This window comes from Metapseudomonas cellulosilytica, assembly GCF_049334135.1.
In the GTDB taxonomy this organism is placed as follows: Bacteria; Pseudomonadota; Gammaproteobacteria; order Pseudomonadales; family Pseudomonadaceae; genus Metapseudomonas.
The window spans coordinates 215,053-234,371 of the sequence record NZ_JBHZGN010000002.1 but is presented as its reverse complement, the minus strand read 5'-3'; the positions used below and the strand labels follow the sequence as shown (position 1 = coordinate 234,371).

Below are 19,319 nucleotides of genomic sequence, written 5' to 3'. Positions count from 1 at the left end.
TGCCGAGCCTGCGAGGCCCAACGAACCGGGCACACTATGCGCGCCTGATTCGTTCCGACCGGACTCAGTCCCTTGTAGGGTGGACATCGCTTTTCATGTCCACCATTCGCCGCTCGGCCGGGCTCCGATGGTGGACCGGTGAAGCGTGGTCCACCCTACGTTAGCTTTGCGCTTTCGTTCGCCCGTCACTCCAAACTCGCAAGTCCTCCATCCGGGTCTACGCTGATCCAGTCCCGCGCTTCTGAAAAAATTTTCAGTCTGCTGTCGATCCCGTCGTTTCCCCTTCGACCAATAGGCACAGCCAGCAGGCAAAGGCCGCGGGCAATACAACAGGAGAATGACAATGCGCTTCATGGTGATAGTCAAAGCGACCAAGGATTCGGAAGCCGGCATCATGCCGAGTACAGAACTGCTCACGGCCATGGGCCAGTACAACGAAGAGCTGGTGAATGCAGGCGTCCTGCTCGCCGGCGAAGGCCTGCACCCCAGTTCCAAGGGGAAGCGGGTGGTGTTCAAAGGCAAGGACCGCAGCGTGATCGATGGTCCTTTCGCCGAAACCAAGGAGTTGATCGCCGGCTTCTGGCTGTTCAAGGTCGATTCCCTGGAAGAGTGCATCGCATGGGTCAAGCGTTGCCCCAACCCCATGCCCACCGAGTCCGAGATCGAGATCCGCCAGGTGTTCGAGGCCGAGGATTTCGGCGAGGAATTCACCCCCGAGCTGCGCGAGCAGGAACAGCGCATCTTCGAAAAGTCCCGGCAGCAGTGACCGCCAACCACCACGGACAGGAGACCCCTCATGAAAATCGATCCCTACCTCACCTTCGACGGCCAGTGCGGCCCGGCTTTCCAGTTCTATGCCAAGGTGCTCAATGGCACCCTGGAAGCCTTCCTGACCTTCGCCGAAAGCCCGGCCTGCGGTGATGTGCCTGAACATTTCCGCGACAAGATCATGCACGCCCGCCTGGCGGTGGGCGATCAGGTGATCATGGGCTCGGACTGCCCGCCCCAGGCGCCTTTCGAGGGCATCAGCGGCATCGCCATCTCGATCAACGTCGACCGCATCACTGAAGCCGAGCGGGTGTTCAACGCCCTGGCCGAGGGCGGCCAGGTGCAGATGCCCCTGGCGCAGACGTTCTGGGCCGCGCGTTTCGGCATGCTGATGGACCAGTTCGGCGTGCCCTGGATGATCAACTGTGAGAAGGATCAATAATTCTCAAAAGTGACCTCGGCGCCGGGAAAATTCCGGCGCCGTTGATAAGCTTTGAAGGATCGCCCATCCCAGGAACGATCCGATGCAACTGGTTCAACGGCTGCGACACCGCATCAGCCGCTTCCATTACCAGCGCGAATGGCTGCGCACCGATATAGTCGCCGGGCTGTCGGTGGCCGCCGTGCAGATCCCCACCGCCATCGCCTATGCCCAGATCATCGGCTTTCCTGCCCAGGTGGGCCTCTACGCCTGCATCCTGCCGATGCTGATCTACGCCCTGGTGGGCGGCTCCCGGCAGTTGATGGTCGGTCCCGACGCCGCCACCGCCGCTATGGTGGCAGCGGCCATCACCCCGCTGGCCGCCGGTGATCCGCAACGGCTGATCCACCTGTCGATGATCGTCGCCGTGATGGTCGGCCTGCTCTCCATCATCGCCGGTTTCATCCGCGCCGGCTTCATCGCCAGTTTCCTTTCGCGGCCGATCCTGGTGGGCTATCTGAACGGCATCGGCCTCAGCCTGCTGGCCGGCCAGCTTGGCAAACTGCTGGGCTACCAGAGCGAAACCAGCGGCTTCATCGCCGGCCTGCTGGCCATTTTCCGCAACCTCGCCAATACCCACCTGCCGACGCTGGCCCTGGGCAGCGCGACCCTGCTGCTGATGATCCTGCTGCCGCACCGCTGGCCGCGCCTTCCGGTGGCCCTGGTAGCCTTGGTGCTGGCCTCGGCCGTGGCCGCCTGGCTGCAGCTGGACCGCCACGGCGTGGCCTTGCTGGGTGCCGTGCCGGCCGGCCTGCCGGAGCTGAGCTGGCCCAGCGCCAGCTACCAAGAAATGCTCAGCCTGCTGCGCGATGCCACCGGTATCACCATCGTCAGCTTCTGCAGCGCCATGCTCACCGCCCGCAGCTTCGCCGCCCGCCACGGCTACGCGATCGACGCCAATCACGAGTTCATCGCCCTGGGCCTGGCCAACGTCGGCGCCGGGGTGTCCCAGGCCTTCGTCATCAGCGGCGCGGATTCGCGCACGGCGGTGAACGACCTGGTGGGCGGCAAGACCCAGTTGGTCAGCGTCGTGGTGGCCCTGGTGATAGTCGCGGTGCTGGTGTTCCTCCACGGCCCGCTGGCCTGGGTGCCCATCGCCGCCCTGGGGGCGGTGCTGATGCTGGCCGGCTGGGGGCTGATCGACTTGCGCGCGCTCAAGGCCTTCTGGAGTCTCAGCCGCTTCGAATGCGGCCTCTGCCTGCTGACCACGGTGGGCGTGCTGGGCGTCGGCGTGCTGCCCGGCATCTTCGTCGCCATCGCCCTGGCGCTGCTGCGCCTCCTGTACTTGACCTACCGCCCCAGCGATGCGGTGCTGGGCTGGGTGGAGGGTGTCGACGGCCAGGTGGAACTGAGCCGTTATCCACAGGCCAGCACCTTGCCGGGCCTGATGATCTACCGTTTCGACGCGCCGCTGCTGTTCTTCAATGCCGACTACTTCAAGCAGCGCCTGCTGCAGCTGGTGGAACAGGAGGACCACCCGCGCGCGGTGCTGCTCAATGCCGAAACCATGATCAACCTCGACGTCACCGGCCTCGCCACGCTGCGCGAGGTGCAGCAGACCCTGGCGGCCAAGGGCGTCCATTTCGGCTTCGCCCGCCTCCTGGGCCCGGCCTACGACCTGCTGCAACGCTCCGGCGAATTGGGCGAACTCAAGCCGCCGCTGGTGTTCAGTTCGGTCAGGGCGGGGATCAAGGCCTATGACCGTTGGCTGGCCAAGCAGGCCTTGCTGCAGCCGGTCGACGTCGCGTAAACAATCCGTTCAACCCATCGGAACACAAGGAACGACCATGGACCCCTTCATGCAAGCCGCCATCGAGGAAGCCCGCCAGGGCCTGGCCGAGGGCGGGATCCCCATCGGCTCGGTGATCGTCCACAAGGGCCGCATCATCGGCCGCGGCCACAATCGTCGCATCCAGGAGGGCAGTGCCATCAAGCATGGCGAAATGGACGCCTTCGAGAACGCCGGCCGCCAACCCGCCAGCGTCTACCGCGAGGCGGTGCTCTACACCACGCTGTCGCCCTGTTCCATGTGCAGCGGCGCGATCCTGCTCTACGGCATTCCCAAGGTGATCATCGGCGAGAACCGCACCTTCCTGGGCGAGGAAGAGCTGCTGCGCTCCCGTGGCGTGGAACTGGAGGTGCTGCAGGACGCCGAGTGCGTGAAGCTGATGGAGGACTTCATCCAGGCCCGGCCGGAGCTGTGGAACGAGGACATCGGCGAACCGGCGGACTGACGCCAACCGGGGCGCCTCCCCATCGCCCCCGGCGCCTGCCGGCGGGAAGCCCTTGCGAGATCCCCTCTCGCAAGGGCACCAGCCAGATGCCGTGCAGCGGCTATGCTGGACTCAGCAGTATCAGCAGTTGACCGTCGAAGCTGCTGCGCGCACGACCGGATAGGGACATCGAGGCCGGCATCCCGGCAGAAATGACGATCATTGATGAGTAATGATTTGGATCAGTCTCCAGCAGACATGAGGATCTTCCACCCCGTGTCCGTTGGACTGCCGCCAAGCAGTGGAGATGTCCGACTGATCTCGCCTGAGTGCTACAGCAGAAGGAGAAATCGATGCTGCCAAGTTCCGTTACGGAAAGGATCCTGTCTCGCGGATTGATGGACGTGCTCATTCGAGCTGGCCTGGTCACGATCCTTGCCATTTCCTGCTACCAGGTCTTCTATCCGTTCCTCAACCTGATGCTCTGGGCGTTGATCCTTGGCGTCACCTTCTACCCGCTACACCTCAGTCTCAAGGACAAACTGGGCCTGCGTGATGGCCATGTGGCCACGCTGATCGTCCTGGTTTCCCTGATCCTGCTGATGGTGCCGATCTACCTGCTGGCGTCTTCCATGGCGGAGTCGGTGCAGGGGGCCATCGAACTGGTCAAGGCGGGCGAGCTGAGCATCCCGCCGCCCAATGAGTCCGTCGCCAGTTGGCCCCTGATCGGCCAGCAGCTGTTCGACTTCTGGCAGCAGGCCTCGGGTAACCTGACCAGCCTGATCAAGGAGCTCCTGCCGCATCTGCGCGGCTTCGGCCTGAGTGCGCTCGGCAAACTGGCCGGGGTCGGGGCGGGCTTCCTGCTGTTCATCGCCGCGCTGATAGTGGGTGGCATCTTCATGGCCTTTGGCGAGAAAGGCCACCTCAGTGCGGTGCAGATCGCCACGCGCATTTCCGGGCCGGACCGCGGGCCGCAGATTGCCCAGCTGTGCACGGCGACCATCCGCGCCGTGGCTCAGGGCGTGGTCGGCATCGCCTTCATCCAGATGCTGCTGGTGGGGGTCGGTTTCGTGCTCATGGGTGTTCCGGGCGCCGGTCTGCTGGCCCTGGCCGTGCTGCTGCTCGGCATCATGCAACTGCCTGTGGTGGTGCTCACCATCCCGGTGATCGTCTTCGTTTTCGCCACCGAAGGGGCGACTGTCGCGACCATCATCTTCGCCATCTACAGCTTTGTCGCCGGGATGTCCGACAACATCCTCAAGCCGCTGCTGCTGGGGCGCGGCGTCAATGTTCCGATGCCCGTGGTGCTGATCGGCGCCCTCGGCGGCATGGTCACCGGCGGCATCATCGGGTTGTTCATCGGCCCGGTGATCCTCGCGGTGGGCTACATGCTGTTCTGGCACTGGGTGGAGGATCAGCCGCCGGCGCAGGCGCTTGAAGACGCGGAAGACGAGGGGCGAGCGGCCTGATCCGGACCAGGCGCCATGCTCCGTTCTACCTGTCTCCGTCTAGTCCTGCTGGGCGCGCTCGGCGTTGGCGGCTGCGTGCGCGTGGGACCGGACTTCCAGTCGCCCCGCGAGCCCTGGGTCGAGCACTGGAACAGCCCGGCTATCCTGCAGATGAGTCTCGAACGGCCGCAGCCCGACTTCCTGCATTGGTGGCAGGTGTTCGAGGACCCGGTCCTCGACGCCCTGATCGCCGAAGCGGACGCCTACAACCCCGGCCTGGAGATCGCCGGCCTGCGGGTAATGGAGGCCCGTGCGCAACTGGGCATCGCCTTGAGCGGCCGCTATCCGCAGTTCCAGCAGGCCAGTGCCGACAGCCTCTACCTGGACCGCCAGCAATCCGGTGGCCGGAACCCCCAGGACAGCCACTTCTGGCAGTACAGCGCCGGTTTCGACGTCGCCTGGGAACTGGACTTCTGGGGGCGCTTCAGCCGCGCCATCGAATCGGCCGACGCGGCCTATTTCGCGGCCCAGGCCAACTACGAGGATGCCTTGGTGCTGCTGCGCGCCCAGGTGGCGGACACCTACTTCGTGCTGCGGACCTTCGAGGCGCGACTGCGCATCGCCCGGGAGAACGCCGATCGGCAGAAGCGCAGCTTCGAAATCACCGAACGCCTGTTCCGCAGCGGCGACAGCTCCGAACTGGATTTCCAGCAGGCCAAGACCCAGTACCTGGGCACCCTGGCCACCATCCCCGACCTGGAGCAACAGGTCGTGCGCACCCGCAACGCCCTCGCGGTGCTGATCGGCCGTCCGCCGGGCCCCCTGAGCGAACTGCGCGAGCGGGAAGGGCTGATTCCGCTTCCCGACCGCGCGGTGCTGCAGGACGTCCCGGCCAACCTGCTGCTGCGCCGGCCGGATGTGCGCTCCGCGGAACTGGCGGTGGCCGCCCAGTCGGCTCTGATCGGCGTGTCCGAGGCTGATCTCTACCCCTCGGTGACCCTGTTGGGCAGCATCGTCTGGAGCGCTTCGACCCTCGATGGCGCTTCCAACACCCGCGACCTGGCTGCCGGCCCCAGCCTGGCCTGGAACGTATTCGACTACGGCAGGATCAAGAACGACGTGCGGGTGCAGGACGCCCGGCTGCAGCAGCTGATCGAGGCATACCGCGACCGGGTGCGCCAGGCCGCGCGCGAGGCCGATGACGCGGCCACCGGGTTGGCCCTGGCCCTGGAAAGCGAGCGCATCCGCCGCGAGAGCGCCCTGGCCGCCCTGCGTTCGCTGGACCTGGCCAATGCCCAGTACCGCGAAGGTTTCGCCGACTTCCAGCGGGTCCTGGATGCCCAGCGCGAGCTGTTCCAGCAGCAGGATAACTACCTGCTCAGCCGCAGCGATGCCGTGAGCAACCTCATCGCCCTGTACAAGGCCCTCGGCGGTGGCTGGTACCGGGACGGGCCGATGATCGACGACAGCACCCGCGATCAGATGAAACAACGCACCGACTGGGATGACCTGCTGGACGAACCGCAGCCCCCGGACCGGTCGGACGCCGATATCGAGCAAGGTGGACGAGAATGAGCGAACAACCCAAGGTCCCGGTCGAGGATTCGGCCAAGCCCGAGCCGGCCGCTGCGCCCGACGCCGCCGCGAAGGGCACCCGATGGGTGGCGCTGGTCATCATCCTGACCCTGGCCTGGTACCTCCTGGCTGATCGCTTCACCCCCTACACCCAGCAGGCGCGGGTGCAGGCCTTCGTGGTGCCGGTGGCTGCCGAGGTGGCGGGCCGGGTCGTGCGGGTGCAAGTCCGCAACAACCAGGACGTGGAGGCCGGCGCGGTGCTCTTCGAAGTGGACCCGAGCCAGTACCAGATCGCCGCCGACCGTGCTCGCGCCGACCTTGAAACCATGCGCCGACAGATCGGTGCCAGCACCGCCGGCATCGAGTCGGCGCAGGCGTCGCTACGGGCGGCCCAGGCCAACGAGCTGAAGGCCCGGCAGGACAACGACCGTCTCGAGCGCCTCTACCGAGAGGACCCGGGCACCATCTCCGTACGCCGCCTGGAAGTGGCGCGGGCGACCCTCGAACAGTCCATCAGCCAGGTGGCCGCGGCGCGGGCCGAGGTGCAGCGGGCGCGGGAGCAGCAGGGCGGCAGCGAGGAAGAGAACGCCCAGCTGCGCAGCGCCGCCACCGCGTTGGAGAAGGCCGAACTGGACCTGGCCAACACCCAGGTGCGGGCGCGTTCCGCCGGGCTGATCACCGACCTGCGAACCGACGTCGGCCAGTTCGTCGGTGCCGGCAGCCCGGTCATGACCCTGATCGCTATCCACGACCTCTGGCTGAGCGCCGAGATGACCGAGAACAACCTGGGCCATGTCCAGGTCGGCACGCCCGTGGCCATCGTGCTCGACGCGCTGCCGGGGCGGGTGTTCGACGGTCGCGTGCGCAGCGTCGGCTATGGCGTCAGCACGGGCCAGGCCCCGGCGCCCGGTACCTTGCCGACGGTGGAGAACAGCCGCGACTGGCTCCGCCCGGCCCAGCGCTTCCCGGTGATCGTGGAGTTCGCCCCCAGCGAGCTGGACGAGCTGAAGGGCCTGCGCGTTGGCGGCCAGGCGGAGGTCATGGCCTTTCCCGCCGAGGGCAATCCGCTCAATCCCCTGGGGCGGCTGTTCATTTACCTGATGAGCTGGCTGTCCTATGCCTACTGACGACCCGCGTGGCCGGCGCGCGCTGCGCCTGGCCAGCGGCGTGGCCCTGTGTGTGGCGATCAGTTTCGGCCTGGCCTTGCCGATTCCCTTCCTGTCGCCGATCTTCGTCATTCTCCTGCTGGCCATGAGCAACCGCCCGCTGCCGCTGAAGGCCGCCCCGGCGCTGGCGCTGGTGGTCATGCTCACCACCGGCATCGGCCTGCTGATGATTCCGCTGCTGCAGCATGCTCCACCCAGTGGGGTCCTGCTGGTGGGGCTGTGCCTGTTCCTCTGCTTCCGCTTTGGCCTGCGTGGCGGGAATGCCCTGGTGAGCCAGTTCCTGGTGATCGGCCTGACCATGATCTCGGCGGCCGGCACCTTTTCCTTCGGCCTGGCGGTCACGGTCATCGAGGCCCTGGCCAAGGGCATCATCCTCGCCGTGCTGATGGCGCTGGTCAGTCACATACTGTTCCCGGAACCGGCCAATGCCCCGACGCCGCCGCCCCGTCCCGCGCCGGACGCGACCGAGTCCGCCTGGATCGCCCTGCGTGCCACCCTGGTGGTGCTACCGGCCTTTCTCCTGGCGCTGATCGACCCGTCCAGCTACATGCCGCTGATCATGAAGGCGGTCAGCCTCGGCCAGCAGGTCTGCGGCGCCTCCGCCCGCACCGCGGGCCGCGAGCTGCTGGGTTCGACCCTGCTCGGCGGCCTGCTCGCCATGCTGTTCTGGAGTGCGCTCAGCCTGTTCCCGCACCTGTGGATGTTCTTCCTCTGGATGCTGTTGTTCGGCCTGCTGCTGTCCCGTCGGCTTTACGCCCTGGCGGCGACCCGACAGACGCCGGGGTTCTGGCTGAACACCCTGGTGACCCTGATCATCCTGCTCGGCCAGTCGGTGCAGGACAGCGAGGCCGGCAAGGACGTCTACACCGCCTTCGCCGTGCGCATGGGGCTGTTCATCGCCGTCACCCTGTACGCCTGCGCGGCGGTCTACCTGATAGATCGCCGGCGTTTCCAGCGGCAACGCCGCCAAGCCCGCTGAGAGGTCGCTGTCATGCTGCTCAATCTGCTGGTCGGGATTCCCGTGATGGTGCTCTGCCTGGTCATGCAGGCCGTGTTCGTGGCCTTCAGCCTGAGGCCGTACGTTCGCTATGTGCGGGGAGGGCGGGTCAGCGCATCGCCGTGGCGCGTCACCCTGCTGCTATCGACCGTGATGCTGGTGATGTTGTTGGGCAATTTCGTGCAGATGGGGATCTGGGGCGCGCTGTTTCTGGCACTCGGGGAGTTCGACAGCTTTGCCAAGGCGCTTTACCACTCGGCGGTGAACTTCGTCACGTTGGGCTACGGCGACATCGTCATGAACGAGCGGTGGCGGCTGCTGGGGCCGCTGGAGGCCGCCAACGGCGTCCTGATGTTCGGGGTTTCCACGGCGGCCCTGACGGCGACGCTGTCGGATGTCATCAAGTCCCAGTTCGAGAAGGGCAAGCCCAACTAGCACACGGCTAGACTGAAACTGTTCGTTCCCATGCAGCGACTCCGGGAGGTGCAGCATGGCGATCCGCGAAGGTTTCATCGGTAGCGTCGGCAACACACCCCTGCTGCGTCTCATTGGCCTCAGTGCCGAAACCGGCTGTGACATTCTGGCCAAGGCCGAATTCCTCAACCCCGGCGGCTCCGTCAAGGACCGCGCGGCCCGTTTCATCATCGAAGACGCCGAGCGCCAGGGCCGCCTGCTGCCGGGTGGCACGGTGGTGGAGGGCACCGCCGGCAACACCGGCATCGGCCTGGCGCATATCTGCGCCGCCCAGGGTTATCGCTGCATCATCGTGATCCCCGACAACCAGTCCCCGGAAAAACTGGACCTGCTGCGCACCCTGGGGGCCGAGGTGCGCCCGGTGCCGCCCAAACCCTACAGGGACCCGGACAACTACCAGAAGATCGCCGGTCGCCTCGCCGCCGAGCTGCCCGGCGCGATCTGGGCCAACCAGTTCGACAATACCGCCAACCGCCAGGCCCACTTCGAGACCACCGGTCCGGAGATCTGGGCCGAAACCGATGGCCGGCTCGACGCCTTCGTCTGCGCCACCGGCACCGGCGGCACCCTGGCCGGGGTGGCGCGCTACCTCAAGGCGCAAGACCCGAAGGTGCGCATCGTCCTCGCCGACCCCATGGGCAGCGCGCTGTACAACTGGGTGAAGACGGGCGAACTGCTGGCCGAAGGCAGCTCCATCACCGAAGGCATCGGCACCACGCGGGTCACCGCGAATCTCGAAGGCACGCCCATTGACGATGCCGTGCAGGTGGACGACCCGGCCTGCGTGGCCATGGTCTACCGGCTGCTGCGGGAAGAGGGGCTGTTCGTCGGCGGCTCCTCCGGCATCAACCTCGCGGCCGCCGTGCAGGTCGCCCGCGAGATGGGGCCGGGCCATCGGATCGTGACCTTGCTCTGCGATCGAGGCGGGTTGTACGCCGGGCGGTTGTTCAATCCGGAGTGGTTGAAGGAGAAGGGGTTGGCGGAGGCGGCGGGGGTTTAATCCGGTGGCGCGGAGCCTATTGTAGGGTGCGCCATGCGCACCGAAACACCGTGCGGAGGTTTCGGTGCGCGCAGCGCACCCTACGGGCAGGGGAGTGCGGATTACCAGCCGAGCTGCTTGTTGAAGCCGAGCGCGTCGTAGTAGTCGCCCTGGTAGGTGATCTTGCCGTTCTTCACCCGCACGAAGCTGACACCTTCGAACTTCAGCGGCTTGTTGGTGGCCGGGGTCTCGGCGCTCCAGGCGCCGCTGTTGGTGCCGGCAAACTCCCACTGGAAGGCGATGCCATCGGCGCTGACGATGGGCTCGCTGGTCATCTTCCAGGTCAGGTTCGGCACGGCGGTGATGAACACCTTGATCACGTTGTCACGCGCCGCCGCGCGGCCCTGTTGCGGGGTGCCGACGGTGGCATCGAAGTAGACGGCGTCCTCGGCCATGAAGCTGGCGGCCTTGTTGACGTCGTGGGCGTTCCAGGCGGCCATGTAGCCATCGACTATGGCCTTGGCATCTTCCGTCGCCTGGGCCATCCCGGCCATGGCGCAAAGCAGGATGAAGCTGAAATTACGCAAGGTGTTACGCATCGCTTGTTCTCCTGGTGGGGTGGTGCGGGGTACATCCTGTGGGGCATTTCTTCCTGTAGGGGCGAATTCATTCGCCAAGCAGGCCGCAGGCCTGCCCTTGAAACCCTCATGGGGCAGCTGAGCTGCCCTTGGCGAATGAATTCGCCCCTACAAGGAGCCGGTCGGAGCCAGCCCGTTAGTGCTTGAACATCACATGGCGAATGGCGGTGTAGTCCTCCAGCCCGTACATGGACATGTCCTTGCCGTAGCCGGAGTGCTTGACGCCGCCGTGGGGCATTTCGCTGACCAGCATGAAATGAGTGTTGACCCAGGTGCAGCCGTACTGCAGGCGTGCGGACAGGCGGTGGGCGCGACCCACATCAGCGGTCCACAGGGAGGAGGCCAGGCCGTAGTCGGAGTCGTTGGCCCATTCCAGCACCTGCTCTTCGCTGTCGAATTGGGTGACCGAGACCACCGGGCCGAACACTTCGCGGCGGACGATTTCATCGTCCTGGCGGGCGCCAGCCAGCACGGTGGGCTGGAAGAAGAAGCCGGGGCCTTCCACGCGCGCACCGCCGGTGACCACCTGGATGTGCGGTACGGCGGCGGCGCGCTGGACGAAGCCCTCGACGCGTTGCAGGTGTTGCTCGGTGATCAGCGGGCCGAGCTCGGTGGCCGGGTCGTCCTGCAGGCCAGTCCTGATGCTGCCGACGGCCTCGCCCAGCTTGGCCACGAACTTCTCGTAGATGCCTTTCTGCGCGTAGATGCGGCAGGCGGCGGTGCAGTCTTGCCCGGCGTTGTAGAAGCCGAAGGTGCGGATGCCGTCCACGGCGGCTTCGATGTCGGCGTCGTCGAAGATGATCACCGGGGCCTTGCCGCCCAGTTCCATGTGCATGCGTTTCACACTGTCGGCGGTGCCGGCGATTATGCGGCTGCCGGTGGCGACCGAACCGGTGAGGGAGACCATGCGCACTTTCGGGTGGGTTACCAGCGGCTCGCCAACGCTCGGGCCACGGCCGAACACCAGGTTGACCACGCCTGCGGGGAAGATGTCGGCGATGAACTCGGCCAGCTTGAGGGCGGTCAGCGGGGTCTGCTCGGAGGGTTTCAGTACCACGGTGTTGCCGGCAGCCAAGGCCGGGCCCAGCTTCCAGGCCGCCATCATCAGCGGGTAGTTCCACGGCGCGATGGAAGCGACCACGCCCACCGGATCGCGGCGGATCATCGAGGTGTGGCCGGGCAGGTACTCGCCCGCTGCGGAGCCGCTCATGCAGCGGCTGGCGCCGGCGAAGAAGCGGAACACGTCGGCGATGGCCGGCAGTTCATCGTTCAGTGCGGCAGCGTAGGGCTTGCCGCAGTTCTGCGATTCCAGCCGGGCCAGCTCTTCGGCATGGGCGTCGATCTTGTCGGCGAGCTTCAGCAGCAGGGTGGAACGGTCTTTCGGCGAGGTCTGCGACCAAGCCGGGAAAGCGGCATCGGCGGCACGCACGGCGGCGTCCACCTGGGCCGGGCTGGCCTCGGCAATTTCCACCAGGGCGGTGCCCAGGGACGGGTTGAGCACGGCGAGGCTGGGGCCTTCGCCGGCGATCAGTTGGCCGTTGATCAGGAGTTTGGTTTGCATGGGGTAAACCTCGCTGAGTGCTAGCCCCTCTCCCTCCGGGAGAGGGGTTGGGGTGAGGGAAATTCGGTGCGGCTCGGACTACTCTCATCCGATCGCGGCCCGCCCCGGCCCCTCTCCCGGAGGGAGAAGGGAGGGGAGAAAAGCGAAGGAGAGGGAGCCGGTCTGAAACTGTCGTTACTTCCCGCTACCCGCCACGCTCTCGCCACCCTTGGTCAGGTAGTAGGCGGCAAGGATGGGCAGCATGGTCACCAGCATTACCAGCATGGCCACCACGTTGGTCACCGGGACGTCGCGCGGGCGGCTGAGTTGGTTGAGCAGCCAGATCGGCAGGGTGCGTTCGTGGCCGGCGGTGAAGGTGGTGACAATGATCTCGTCGAAGGACAGCGCGAAGGCCAGCATGCCGCCCGCCAGCAGGGCCGAGCCGAGGTTCGGCAGGATGATGTGGCGGAAGGTCTGCCAGCCGTCCGCGCCCAGGTCCATCGAGGCTTCGATGAGGCTGTGGGAGGTGCGGCGGAAGCGCGCGATCACGTTGTTGTGGACGATCACCACGCAGAAGGTGGCGTGGCCGATGACGATGGTCAGCAGCCCCGGCTCGATGCCAAGCCCCTTGAACGCCGAGAGCAGCGCGATGCCGGTGATGATGCCGGGCAGGGCGATCGGCAGGATCAGCATCAGCGAGATGCCTTCCTTGCCGAAGAAGTCGCGGCGGTACAGCGCAGCCGCGGCCAGGGTGCCCAGCACCATGGCGATCAGCGTGGCGATGCAGGCAACCTGCAGCGACAGCTTGATCGCTTCCACCACATCGGCGCGGCCGAAGGCGACGCTGAACCAGTGCAGGGTGAAGCCCTGCGGCGGGAAGCTGAAGGCGGCGTCTTCGGTGTTGAAGGCGTACATGAAGATGATCAGGATCGGGATGTGCAGGAATGCCAGCCCGCCCCAGGCGGCGGCTTTCAGCCCCCAGGAAGCGCGTTCAGAGTGCATCGAAGGCCCCCAGACGTTTGACGATGGACAGGTAGAGGGCGATCAGCACGATCGGCACCAGGGTGAAGGCGGCAGCCATGGGCATGTTGCCGATGGCGCCCTGCTGGGCGTAGACCATGCTGCCGACGAAGTAGCCGGGCGGGCCCACCAGCTGCGGCACGATGAAGTCGCCCAGGGTCAGGCTGAAGGTGAAGATCGAACCCGCGGCGATGCCCGGCACCGACAGCGGCAGGATCACCTGCAGGAAGGTCTGCCGCGGGTGCGCACCCAGGTCTGCCGAGGCTTGCAGCAGGGACGGCGGCAGGCGCTCCAGGGAGGCCTGAATCGGCAGGATCATGAACGGCAGCCAGATGTAGACGAACACCAGGAAGCGGCCGAAGTGCGAGGTGGACAGGGTGCTGCCGCCGACGCCGGGCACGCCCAGCAGCAGTTCCAGCACGGGCTCGAGGTGCAGCGCCTGGACGAACCACATCACCACGCCGCCCTTGGCCAGCAGCAGGGTCCAGGCGTAGGCCTTGACGATGTAGCTGGCCCACATGGGCATCATCACCGCGATGTAGAAGAACGCCTTGGTCTTGCCCGTGGTGTAGCGCGCCATGTAGTAGGCGATGGGGAAGGCCACGGCGGCGCTGGCGATGGACACGACCACCGCCATGCTCAGGGTGCGCAGGATGATGTCGAAGTTGGCGGCCTGGAACAGCGCGGCGAAGTTGGCCAGGGTCAGCTCCGGCGACACCGACATGGTGAAGTCGTCGAAGGTGTAGAAGCCTTGCCAGAGCAGCGTCAGCAGCGAGCCCAGGTAGATGGCGCCGAACCACAGCAGTGGCGGCACCAGCAGCAGCGAGAGGTACAGGGCCGGCTTGCGGTAGAGCAGGCCCGACAGCCTGCGCATCAGGCCGTTGGCGGCGCGGGGCCGCTCGGCGTTGAGGGTCAGTTCCATGTCACACACCCTCGGCCAGCTGGACCATGGCGTCGCGCGCCCAGCGGGCGGTCACCACCTGGCCCTGCTGGTGCAGCGGCGCGGCATCCTGCCACTGGCTGTTGGCCAGACTGACGCAGAGGTTCTGGCCGTTATCCAGGCGGATCTCGTAGCGGGTGGCGGCGCCCTGGTACTGGATGTCGTGGAGCAGGCCGCGGATTTCCACCTCGTGGCTGCCGATATCGCCCTGGGCGAAGCGGATGTGCTCGGGGCGGATGGAGAAGGGCTGATCGGCGCCGGTGAGCTGGCGCGCCAGGTCGCCACGCAGCACGTTGGAGGTGCCGACGAACTCGGCGACGAAGGGGGTGGCCGGCTTCATGTAGAGGTTGCGCGGGGTGTCCACCTGCTCGATGCGGCCCTTGTTGAACACGGCCACGCGGTCGGACATGGACAGCGCTTCGCCCTGATCGTGGGTGACGAAGATGAAGGTGATGCCCAACTGGCGCTGCAGCTTCTTCAGCTCGCTCTGCATCTGCTCGCGCAGCTTGAGGTCCAGCGCGCCCAGGGGTTCGTCCAGCAGCAGCACGCGCGGCCGGTTCACCAGGGCACGGGCCAGGGCCACGCGCTGGCGCTGGCCGCCGGAGAGTTGCGCCGGCTTGCGGTCGCCGTAGCCGGCCAGAGCGACCATCCCCAAGGCTTCCTCGGCGCGGGCCAGGCGTTCGGCTTTCGCCACGCCCTTCACCTTGAGGCCGTAGGCGACGTTGTCGCGCACGTTCATGTGGGGGAACAGCGCGTAGTCCTGAAACACGGTGTTCACATCGCGCTCGTAGGGCGGCAGGCCTGCGGCCTCTTCGCCGTGGATGCGGATGGAGCCCGCAGTGGGCTGCTCGAAGCCGGCGATCAGACGCAGGCAGGTGGTCTTGCCGGAGCCCGATGGGCCGAGCATGGAGAAGAACTCGCCGTCCTTGATATCGATGGATACCCGGTCGACGGCCTTGACCTCGCCGAACTGGCGGGAAACCTGGGTGAACTGGACAGCAAGTGTCATGGTGGGGCTCCGGTGACGCGAAAAAAAAGCATGACTTGAGCGGAGCCTCGCGGTGGAAGCCCTGCGGAAATCTCATGTGGCTCGAACTGACTCCCTCTCCCTCCGGGAGAGGGTTGGGGTGAGGGGAGCGTCAGCCGCTCGGTGCTTCATGGGGATTCGGACCAGCTTTGCTCGAGAGGGAAACACTGCGCGAGCTCGGACCTCCCTCACCCCCGGCCCCTCTCCCAGAGGGAGAGGGGTGACGTCTGGGGAGAGTTCGGCGCGAATTACCTGCCGCCCATGATCGCGATGTAGTCCTGGGTCCAGCGGCTGTACGGGACGAACTTGCCGCCCTCGGCCTGCGGGGTTTTCCAGAAGGCGATCTTGTCGAACTGCTCATAACCATTGGTGGCGCAACCCTCGGCACCGAGCAGGGCGCTGGACTTGCAGCCGGCAGGTACGGCGGGCAGGGCGCCGAACCAGGCGGAGACGTCGCCCTGCACCTTGGGCTCCAGCGACCAGTTCATCCACTTGTAGGCGCAGCTCGGGTGCTTGGCGTCCACGTGCAGCATGGTGGTGTCGGCCCAGCCGGTGACGCCCTCTTTCGGGAATACGGTGGCCACCGGCTGGCCCTCGGCCTTCAGGGTGTTGGCCATGTAGCCCCAGGTGCTGGAGGCGGCCACGCCTTCGTTCTTGAAGTCGCTCATCTGCACGGTCGCGTCGTGCCAGTAGCGGTGCACCAGGCCGTGCTGCTTGCGCAGGACGTCGAGCACGGCAGCGTACTGCTCTTCGGTCAGTTGGTAGGGGTCCTGGATGCCCAGTTCCGGCTTGGCGGACTTCAGGTAGAGGGCGGCGTCGGCGATGTAGATGGGGCCGTCGTAGGCCTGCACGCGGCCCTTGTTGGCCTTGCCATCGGCCAGTTGCTGCGGCTCGAACACCGCGCTCCAGCTGTCCGGCGCCTTGGTGAAGGCCTTGGTGTTGTACATCAGCAGATTCGGGCCCCACTGGTAGGGAGTGCCGTAGGACTTGCCGTCGACGGTGAACCAGGGCGCGTCCTTCAGGCGCGGGTCGAGGTTCTTCAGGTTGGGGATCAGCTCCGGGTTGATCGGCTGCACGCGCTTGCCGTAGATCAGGCGCAGGGAGGCATCGCCGGAGGCGGTGACCAGGTCGTAGCCGCCCTTGGCCATCAGGCTGACCATCTCGTCGGAGGTGGCGGCGGTCTTCACGTTCACCTTGCAGCCGGTGTCCTGCTCGAACTGGCTCACCCAGTCGTAGTTCTTGTCCGATTCGCCGCGCTCGATGTAGCCGGGCCAGGCGATGATGTCGAGCTGGCCTTCGCCCTTGCCAACTTCCTTGAGGGCCTCGGCAGCCTGCAGGCTGGTGCTGGCCAGGACGGCGGTGGCGATGGCGCTGAGCAGAGCGGTCTTGCGCACGGACATGGTGTTTCCTCTTGAGTAGTTATTGGTCGAGGCAGTTGAAGCGGGTGGAGCCGTTGTTGTCTTGCTAGAGCGTCTGTCCGTGGCGGGCCATGATGTGCCGCACCACGCTGTAGTCCTGCAGCGAATCGCTGGACAGGTCCTTGCCGTAGCCGGAGCGTTTGAGCCCGCCGTGGGGCATCTCGCTGGCCAGCATGAAATGGGTGTTGATCCAGGTGCAGCCGTACTGCAGCCGCGCGGCCACCTGCATGGCCTTGTCCAGGTTCTGGGTCCAGACGGACGAGGCCAGGCCGTACTCGGAGTCGTTGGCCCAGTCCACGGCCTGGGCCAGGTCGTCGAAGCGGGTGACGGTGACCACCGGGCCGAACACTTCGCGCTGGACGATCTCGTCCTGCTGCTTGCAGCCGGCCAGCAGGGTGGGCTGGTAGTAATAGCCCGCGCCGGAGTGCACAGCGGCGCCGGTGACCCGCTCGATATGCGGCTGGCCGAGGGCGCGCTCGACGAAGCTGGCCACGCGGTCGCGCTGGCGCGAGCTGATCAGCGGGCCGATCTCGTTGTCCTGGTCGCGCTTGCGGGCGAAGCGCAGGCCGGCCACGGCCTCGCCCAGCTCGGCTACCAGGCGATCGTGGATACCGGCCTGGGCGTAGATGCGGCAGGCAGCGGTGCAGTCCTGCCCGGCGTTGTAGTAGCCGTGGGTGCGGATGCCCTGGACCACGGCGTCGAGGTCGGCGTCGTTGCAGACGATCACCGGCGCCTTGCCGCCCAGCTCAAGGTGGGTGCGTTTCAAGGTGCGGGCGGCGCTCTGCAGGATCTTCTGGCCGGTGACGATATCGCCGGTCAGCGACACCATGCGCACCTTCGGGTGGCCCACCAGTTGGCTGCCGACGCTGTCGCCGCCGCCGCAGAGGATGTTGATCACGCCGGGCGGGAGGATTTCCGCCAAGGCCGGCGCCAGGGCCAGGATCGACAAGGGCGTGTGTTCCGAGGGCTTGAAGATCAGCGTATTGCCGGCGGCCAGGGCCGGGGCGATCTTCCAGGCCGCCATCATCAGCGGGTAGTTCCAGGGCGCGATGGAGGCCACCACGCCCACCGGGTCGCGGCGCACCAGGCTGGTGTGGCCGGGGATGTACTCGCCGGCCAACTGACCCTGCTGGCAGCGCACGGCGCCGGCGAAGAAGCGGAACACGTCGGCGGTGGCCGGAATGTCGTCCTGGCGCGCCAGGTGCAGCGGCTTGCCGCAGTTCAGCGCTTCCAGGCGGGAGAGTTGTTCGGCGCGCTTGTCGATGGCGTCGGCGATGGCCAGCAGTGCGGTGGAGCGCTGCGCCGGGGTGGTCCGCGACCAGCCGGCGAAGGCGCGGTGGGCGGCGGCGACGGCGGCTTCCACCTGTTCAATCGAGGCTTCGGCGATGGCCACCAGGGTTTCGCCGCTGGCGGGGTTGATGATCGGCTCGGCCAGCCCCTCGCCGATGACCAACTGGCCGTCGATCAGCAGTTCGCTGTGCAGGGTGGGAGTGCTCATGGCGCCGGTCATCTTGCTGGCTCTCTTTCGCTCTTTTTGTGGTTCGGACATCCCGGTGCTCCTTGGGGAAGCCCGGTATGCCTCTGCCTATGGTTCGAGAGACTAGAGGCCGGGCTTGAGGTCGACAAATTCTAAATATTGAAAGTAGCGTTCGATTAAATCGAAAGCCTGCGGTTGTTCGGCTGTTCCCGCGCCACGGTGAGGAAGGGATCCACCAGGGCCGGGCGCGCGGTGCCGCGGCGCCAGGCCAGGCCCACGTCCAGGGGCGCGCCCAGGTCCACCAGGGGCCGGGCTTCGATGATGTCGCCCTCCAGGGACCAGGGGCGGTAGGTCATGTCCGGCTGGATCGACAGGCCGAGGCCGGCCGCCACCAGGCTGCGCACCGCTTCCACCGAGGCGGTGCGCAGGGTCACCTGGGGCGTCAGCCCGGCGCGGGACCAGATGCGCTGGGTGTGCAGGCCCATCTCGTCGGCATTCAGCTGGATCAGCGGTTCCCCGGCCACGTCCGCAAGGCCGATGCTGTCGCGTTCCAGCAAGGGGTGCTGGGCCGGCAGCCAGAGGCGGTGGGGCGAGTGGGTGAGCACCTCGGTCTGCAGGGCATGGCGGTCCTCCAGGTTGGAGAGGATCAGCACGCCGACGTCGATCTCGCCACTCACCAGCAGGTGTTCGATATAGGGGCGTTCGTCTTCCACCACGCGGGTCTTCACATTGGGATAGGCGCGCTGGAAGCGGGTGATGAGGTCGGCCAGGTAGTAGCCGGCCACCAGGCTGGTCACGCCGATGGTGAGGCTGCCGGCGACCTGGTCGGTGCTCTGCTGCAGGCTGCGCTTGGCGTTCTCCACCGTCGCCAGGATCAGGTGCGCCTGGCGCAGGAACTGGTGGCCCTGGTGGGTCAGGGACATGCCCTTGGCGTGACGGTTGAACAGGCTCACCCCGATTTCCTCTTCCAGCTGCTGGATGGCCAGGGTCAGGGTGGATTGGGAAATGAACACCGCCTGGGCGGCGGCGGAAATCGAGCCGGTTTCGGCCACGGCGATGAAATGGCGGATCTGGCGGAGGGTCATCATGGGCGGATGGTGTCCCTTGATTATCGAAATCAGAACGAAGGTTTCGCTTTTTTAGATGGTTACGCGCGAA

18 protein-coding genes are annotated in these 19,319 nt (G+C 66.4%); 10 read left to right on the top strand and 8 right to left on the bottom strand.

Annotated features, from left to right (window positions below; translation table 11 throughout):
• The first annotated feature begins 343 nt into the window (after positions 1 to 343).
• The 10 genes from ACFW0H_RS03150 to ACFW0H_RS03105 all read left to right on the top strand — a co-directional run bounded on the left by ACFW0H_RS03150 (position 344) and on the right by ACFW0H_RS03105 (position 10,122).
• Entirely contained in the window at positions 344 to 766 is a 423-nt protein-coding gene (locus tag ACFW0H_RS03150) for a YciI family protein (RefSeq protein WP_422912443.1), read from the top strand.
• A 30-nt stretch (positions 767 to 796) separates the two neighbouring features.
• Complete coding sequence (locus tag ACFW0H_RS03145; protein ID WP_422912442.1) at positions 797 to 1,210, top strand: VOC family protein; 414 nt, start codon at positions 797 to 799, stop codon at positions 1,208 to 1,210.
• An 82-nt stretch (positions 1,211 to 1,292) separates the two neighbouring features.
• Positions 1,293 to 2,999, top strand: a complete 1,707-nt coding sequence (locus ACFW0H_RS03140; protein WP_422912441.1) for a SulP family inorganic anion transporter — start codon at positions 1,293 to 1,295, stop codon at positions 2,997 to 2,999.
• A gap of 37 nt (positions 3,000 to 3,036) precedes the next feature.
• Positions 3,037 to 3,483, top strand: a complete 447-nt coding sequence (locus ACFW0H_RS03135) for a nucleoside deaminase (RefSeq protein ID WP_422912440.1) — start codon at positions 3,037 to 3,039, stop codon at positions 3,481 to 3,483.
• A gap of 332 nt (positions 3,484 to 3,815) precedes the next feature.
• Positions 3,816 to 4,931, top strand: coding sequence for an AI-2E family transporter (locus ACFW0H_RS03130; RefSeq protein ID WP_422912439.1), 1,116 nt, complete (start codon positions 3,816 to 3,818; stop codon positions 4,929 to 4,931).
• Positions 4,932 to 4,946: 15 nt separating this feature from the next.
• A complete protein-coding gene (locus ACFW0H_RS03125) occupies positions 4,947 to 6,485 on the top strand; it encodes an efflux transporter outer membrane subunit (RefSeq protein ID WP_422912438.1) in 1,539 nt (512 codons plus the stop codon).
• Positions 6,482 to 7,612, top strand: a complete 1,131-nt coding sequence (locus ACFW0H_RS03120) for an HlyD family secretion protein (protein ID WP_422912437.1) — start codon at positions 6,482 to 6,484, stop codon at positions 7,610 to 7,612. The genes ACFW0H_RS03125 and ACFW0H_RS03120 overlap by 4 nt, the downstream gene beginning before the upstream one ends.
• Positions 7,602 to 8,630, top strand: a complete 1,029-nt coding sequence (locus tag ACFW0H_RS03115; protein ID WP_422912436.1) for a DUF2955 domain-containing protein — start codon at positions 7,602 to 7,604, stop codon at positions 8,628 to 8,630. Before ACFW0H_RS03120 ends, ACFW0H_RS03115 begins: the two co-directional genes overlap by 11 nt.
• A gap of 12 nt (positions 8,631 to 8,642) precedes the next feature.
• Positions 8,643 to 9,083 (top strand): ion channel, encoded by a 441-nt coding sequence (locus ACFW0H_RS03110; protein WP_422912435.1) that lies wholly within the window; start codon positions 8,643 to 8,645, stop codon positions 9,081 to 9,083.
• Positions 9,084 to 9,138: 55 nt separating this feature from the next.
• Positions 9,139 to 10,122, top strand: coding sequence for a cysteine synthase A (locus ACFW0H_RS03105; RefSeq protein WP_422912434.1), 984 nt, complete (start codon positions 9,139 to 9,141; stop codon positions 10,120 to 10,122).
• Positions 10,123 to 10,223: 101 nt separating this feature from the next.
• On the opposite strand, the gene ACFW0H_RS03100 is transcribed toward ACFW0H_RS03105, so the two are convergent.
• From ACFW0H_RS03100 to ACFW0H_RS03065, 8 genes are all read right to left on the bottom strand, one after another.
• On the bottom strand, positions 10,224 to 10,700 hold the full coding sequence (locus ACFW0H_RS03100) for an ester cyclase (protein WP_422912433.1): 477 nt from the start codon (positions 10,698 to 10,700) through the stop codon (positions 10,224 to 10,226).
• 175 nt (positions 10,701 to 10,875) lie between these two features.
• The gene (locus ACFW0H_RS03095) at positions 10,876 to 12,300 is read right to left on the bottom strand and encodes a gamma-aminobutyraldehyde dehydrogenase (protein WP_422912432.1); all 1,425 of its coding nucleotides are present in this window, start codon (positions 12,298 to 12,300) and stop codon (positions 10,876 to 10,878) included.
• A gap of 174 nt (positions 12,301 to 12,474) precedes the next feature.
• Positions 12,475 to 13,281, bottom strand: a complete 807-nt coding sequence (locus ACFW0H_RS03090) for an ABC transporter permease (protein WP_422912431.1) — start codon at positions 13,279 to 13,281, stop codon at positions 12,475 to 12,477.
• Positions 13,271 to 14,221: an ABC transporter permease gene (locus ACFW0H_RS03085; RefSeq protein ID WP_422912430.1), complete on the bottom strand. Its 951-nt coding sequence runs from the start codon at positions 14,219 to 14,221 to the stop codon at positions 13,271 to 13,273. The genes ACFW0H_RS03090 and ACFW0H_RS03085 overlap by 11 nt, the downstream gene beginning before the upstream one ends.
• Position 14,222: 1 nt before the next feature.
• On the bottom strand, positions 14,223 to 15,248 hold the full coding sequence (locus ACFW0H_RS03080; RefSeq protein WP_422912429.1) for an ABC transporter ATP-binding protein: 1,026 nt from the start codon (positions 15,246 to 15,248) through the stop codon (positions 14,223 to 14,225).
• Positions 15,249 to 15,514: 266 nt separating this feature from the next.
• The gene (gene ydcS / locus ACFW0H_RS03075; RefSeq protein ID WP_422912428.1) at positions 15,515 to 16,666 is read right to left on the bottom strand and encodes a putative ABC transporter substrate-binding protein YdcS; all 1,152 of its coding nucleotides are present in this window, start codon (positions 16,664 to 16,666) and stop codon (positions 15,515 to 15,517) included.
• A gap of 64 nt (positions 16,667 to 16,730) precedes the next feature.
• A complete protein-coding gene (locus tag ACFW0H_RS03070) occupies positions 16,731 to 18,233 on the bottom strand; it encodes a gamma-aminobutyraldehyde dehydrogenase (RefSeq protein ID WP_422912427.1) in 1,503 nt (500 codons plus the stop codon).
• 104 nt (positions 18,234 to 18,337) lie between these two features.
• Positions 18,338 to 19,249, bottom strand: a complete 912-nt coding sequence (locus ACFW0H_RS03065; protein WP_422912426.1) for a LysR family transcriptional regulator — start codon at positions 19,247 to 19,249, stop codon at positions 18,338 to 18,340.
• Between the last annotated feature and the right edge of the window lie 70 nt (positions 19,250 to 19,319).

Bases quoted from the DNA above. Each gene is read 5' to 3' on its own strand.
- ACFW0H_RS03150 (WP_422912443.1), top strand. From the start codon at position 344: ATGCGCTTCATGGTGATAGTCAAAGCGACCAAGGATTCGGAAGCCGGC.
- ACFW0H_RS03145 (WP_422912442.1), top strand. From the start codon at position 797: ATGAAAATCGATCCCTACCTCACCTTCGACGGCCAGTGCGGCCCGGCT.
- ACFW0H_RS03140 (WP_422912441.1), top strand. From the start codon at position 1,293: ATGCAACTGGTTCAACGGCTGCGACACCGCATCAGCCGCTTCCATTAC.
- ACFW0H_RS03135 (WP_422912440.1), top strand. From the start codon at position 3,037: ATGGACCCCTTCATGCAAGCCGCCATCGAGGAAGCCCGCCAGGGCCTG.
- ACFW0H_RS03130 (WP_422912439.1), top strand. From the start codon at position 3,816: ATGCTGCCAAGTTCCGTTACGGAAAGGATCCTGTCTCGCGGATTGATG.
- ACFW0H_RS03125 (WP_422912438.1), top strand. From the start codon at position 4,947: ATGCTCCGTTCTACCTGTCTCCGTCTAGTCCTGCTGGGCGCGCTCGGC.
- ACFW0H_RS03120 (WP_422912437.1), top strand. From the start codon at position 6,482: ATGAGCGAACAACCCAAGGTCCCGGTCGAGGATTCGGCCAAGCCCGAG.
- ACFW0H_RS03115 (WP_422912436.1), top strand. From the start codon at position 7,602: ATGCCTACTGACGACCCGCGTGGCCGGCGCGCGCTGCGCCTGGCCAGC.
- ACFW0H_RS03110 (WP_422912435.1), top strand. From the start codon at position 8,643: ATGCTGCTCAATCTGCTGGTCGGGATTCCCGTGATGGTGCTCTGCCTG.
- ACFW0H_RS03105 (WP_422912434.1), top strand. From the start codon at position 9,139: ATGGCGATCCGCGAAGGTTTCATCGGTAGCGTCGGCAACACACCCCTG.
- ACFW0H_RS03100 (WP_422912433.1), bottom strand. From the start codon at position 10,700: ATGCGTAACACCTTGCGTAATTTCAGCTTCATCCTGCTTTGCGCCATG.
- ACFW0H_RS03095 (WP_422912432.1), bottom strand. From the start codon at position 12,300: ATGCAAACCAAACTCCTGATCAACGGCCAACTGATCGCCGGCGAAGGC.
- ACFW0H_RS03090 (WP_422912431.1), bottom strand. From the start codon at position 13,281: ATGCACTCTGAACGCGCTTCCTGGGGGCTGAAAGCCGCCGCCTGGGGC.
- ACFW0H_RS03085 (WP_422912430.1), bottom strand. From the start codon at position 14,221: ATGGAACTGACCCTCAACGCCGAGCGGCCCCGCGCCGCCAACGGCCTG.
- ACFW0H_RS03080 (WP_422912429.1), bottom strand. From the start codon at position 15,248: ATGACACTTGCTGTCCAGTTCACCCAGGTTTCCCGCCAGTTCGGCGAG.
- ydcS (WP_422912428.1), bottom strand. From the start codon at position 16,666: ATGTCCGTGCGCAAGACCGCTCTGCTCAGCGCCATCGCCACCGCCGTC.
- ACFW0H_RS03070 (WP_422912427.1), bottom strand. From the start codon at position 18,233: ATGTCCGAACCACAAAAAGAGCGAAAGAGAGCCAGCAAGATGACCGGC.
- ACFW0H_RS03065 (WP_422912426.1), bottom strand. From the start codon at position 19,249: ATGATGACCCTCCGCCAGATCCGCCATTTCATCGCCGTGGCCGAAACC.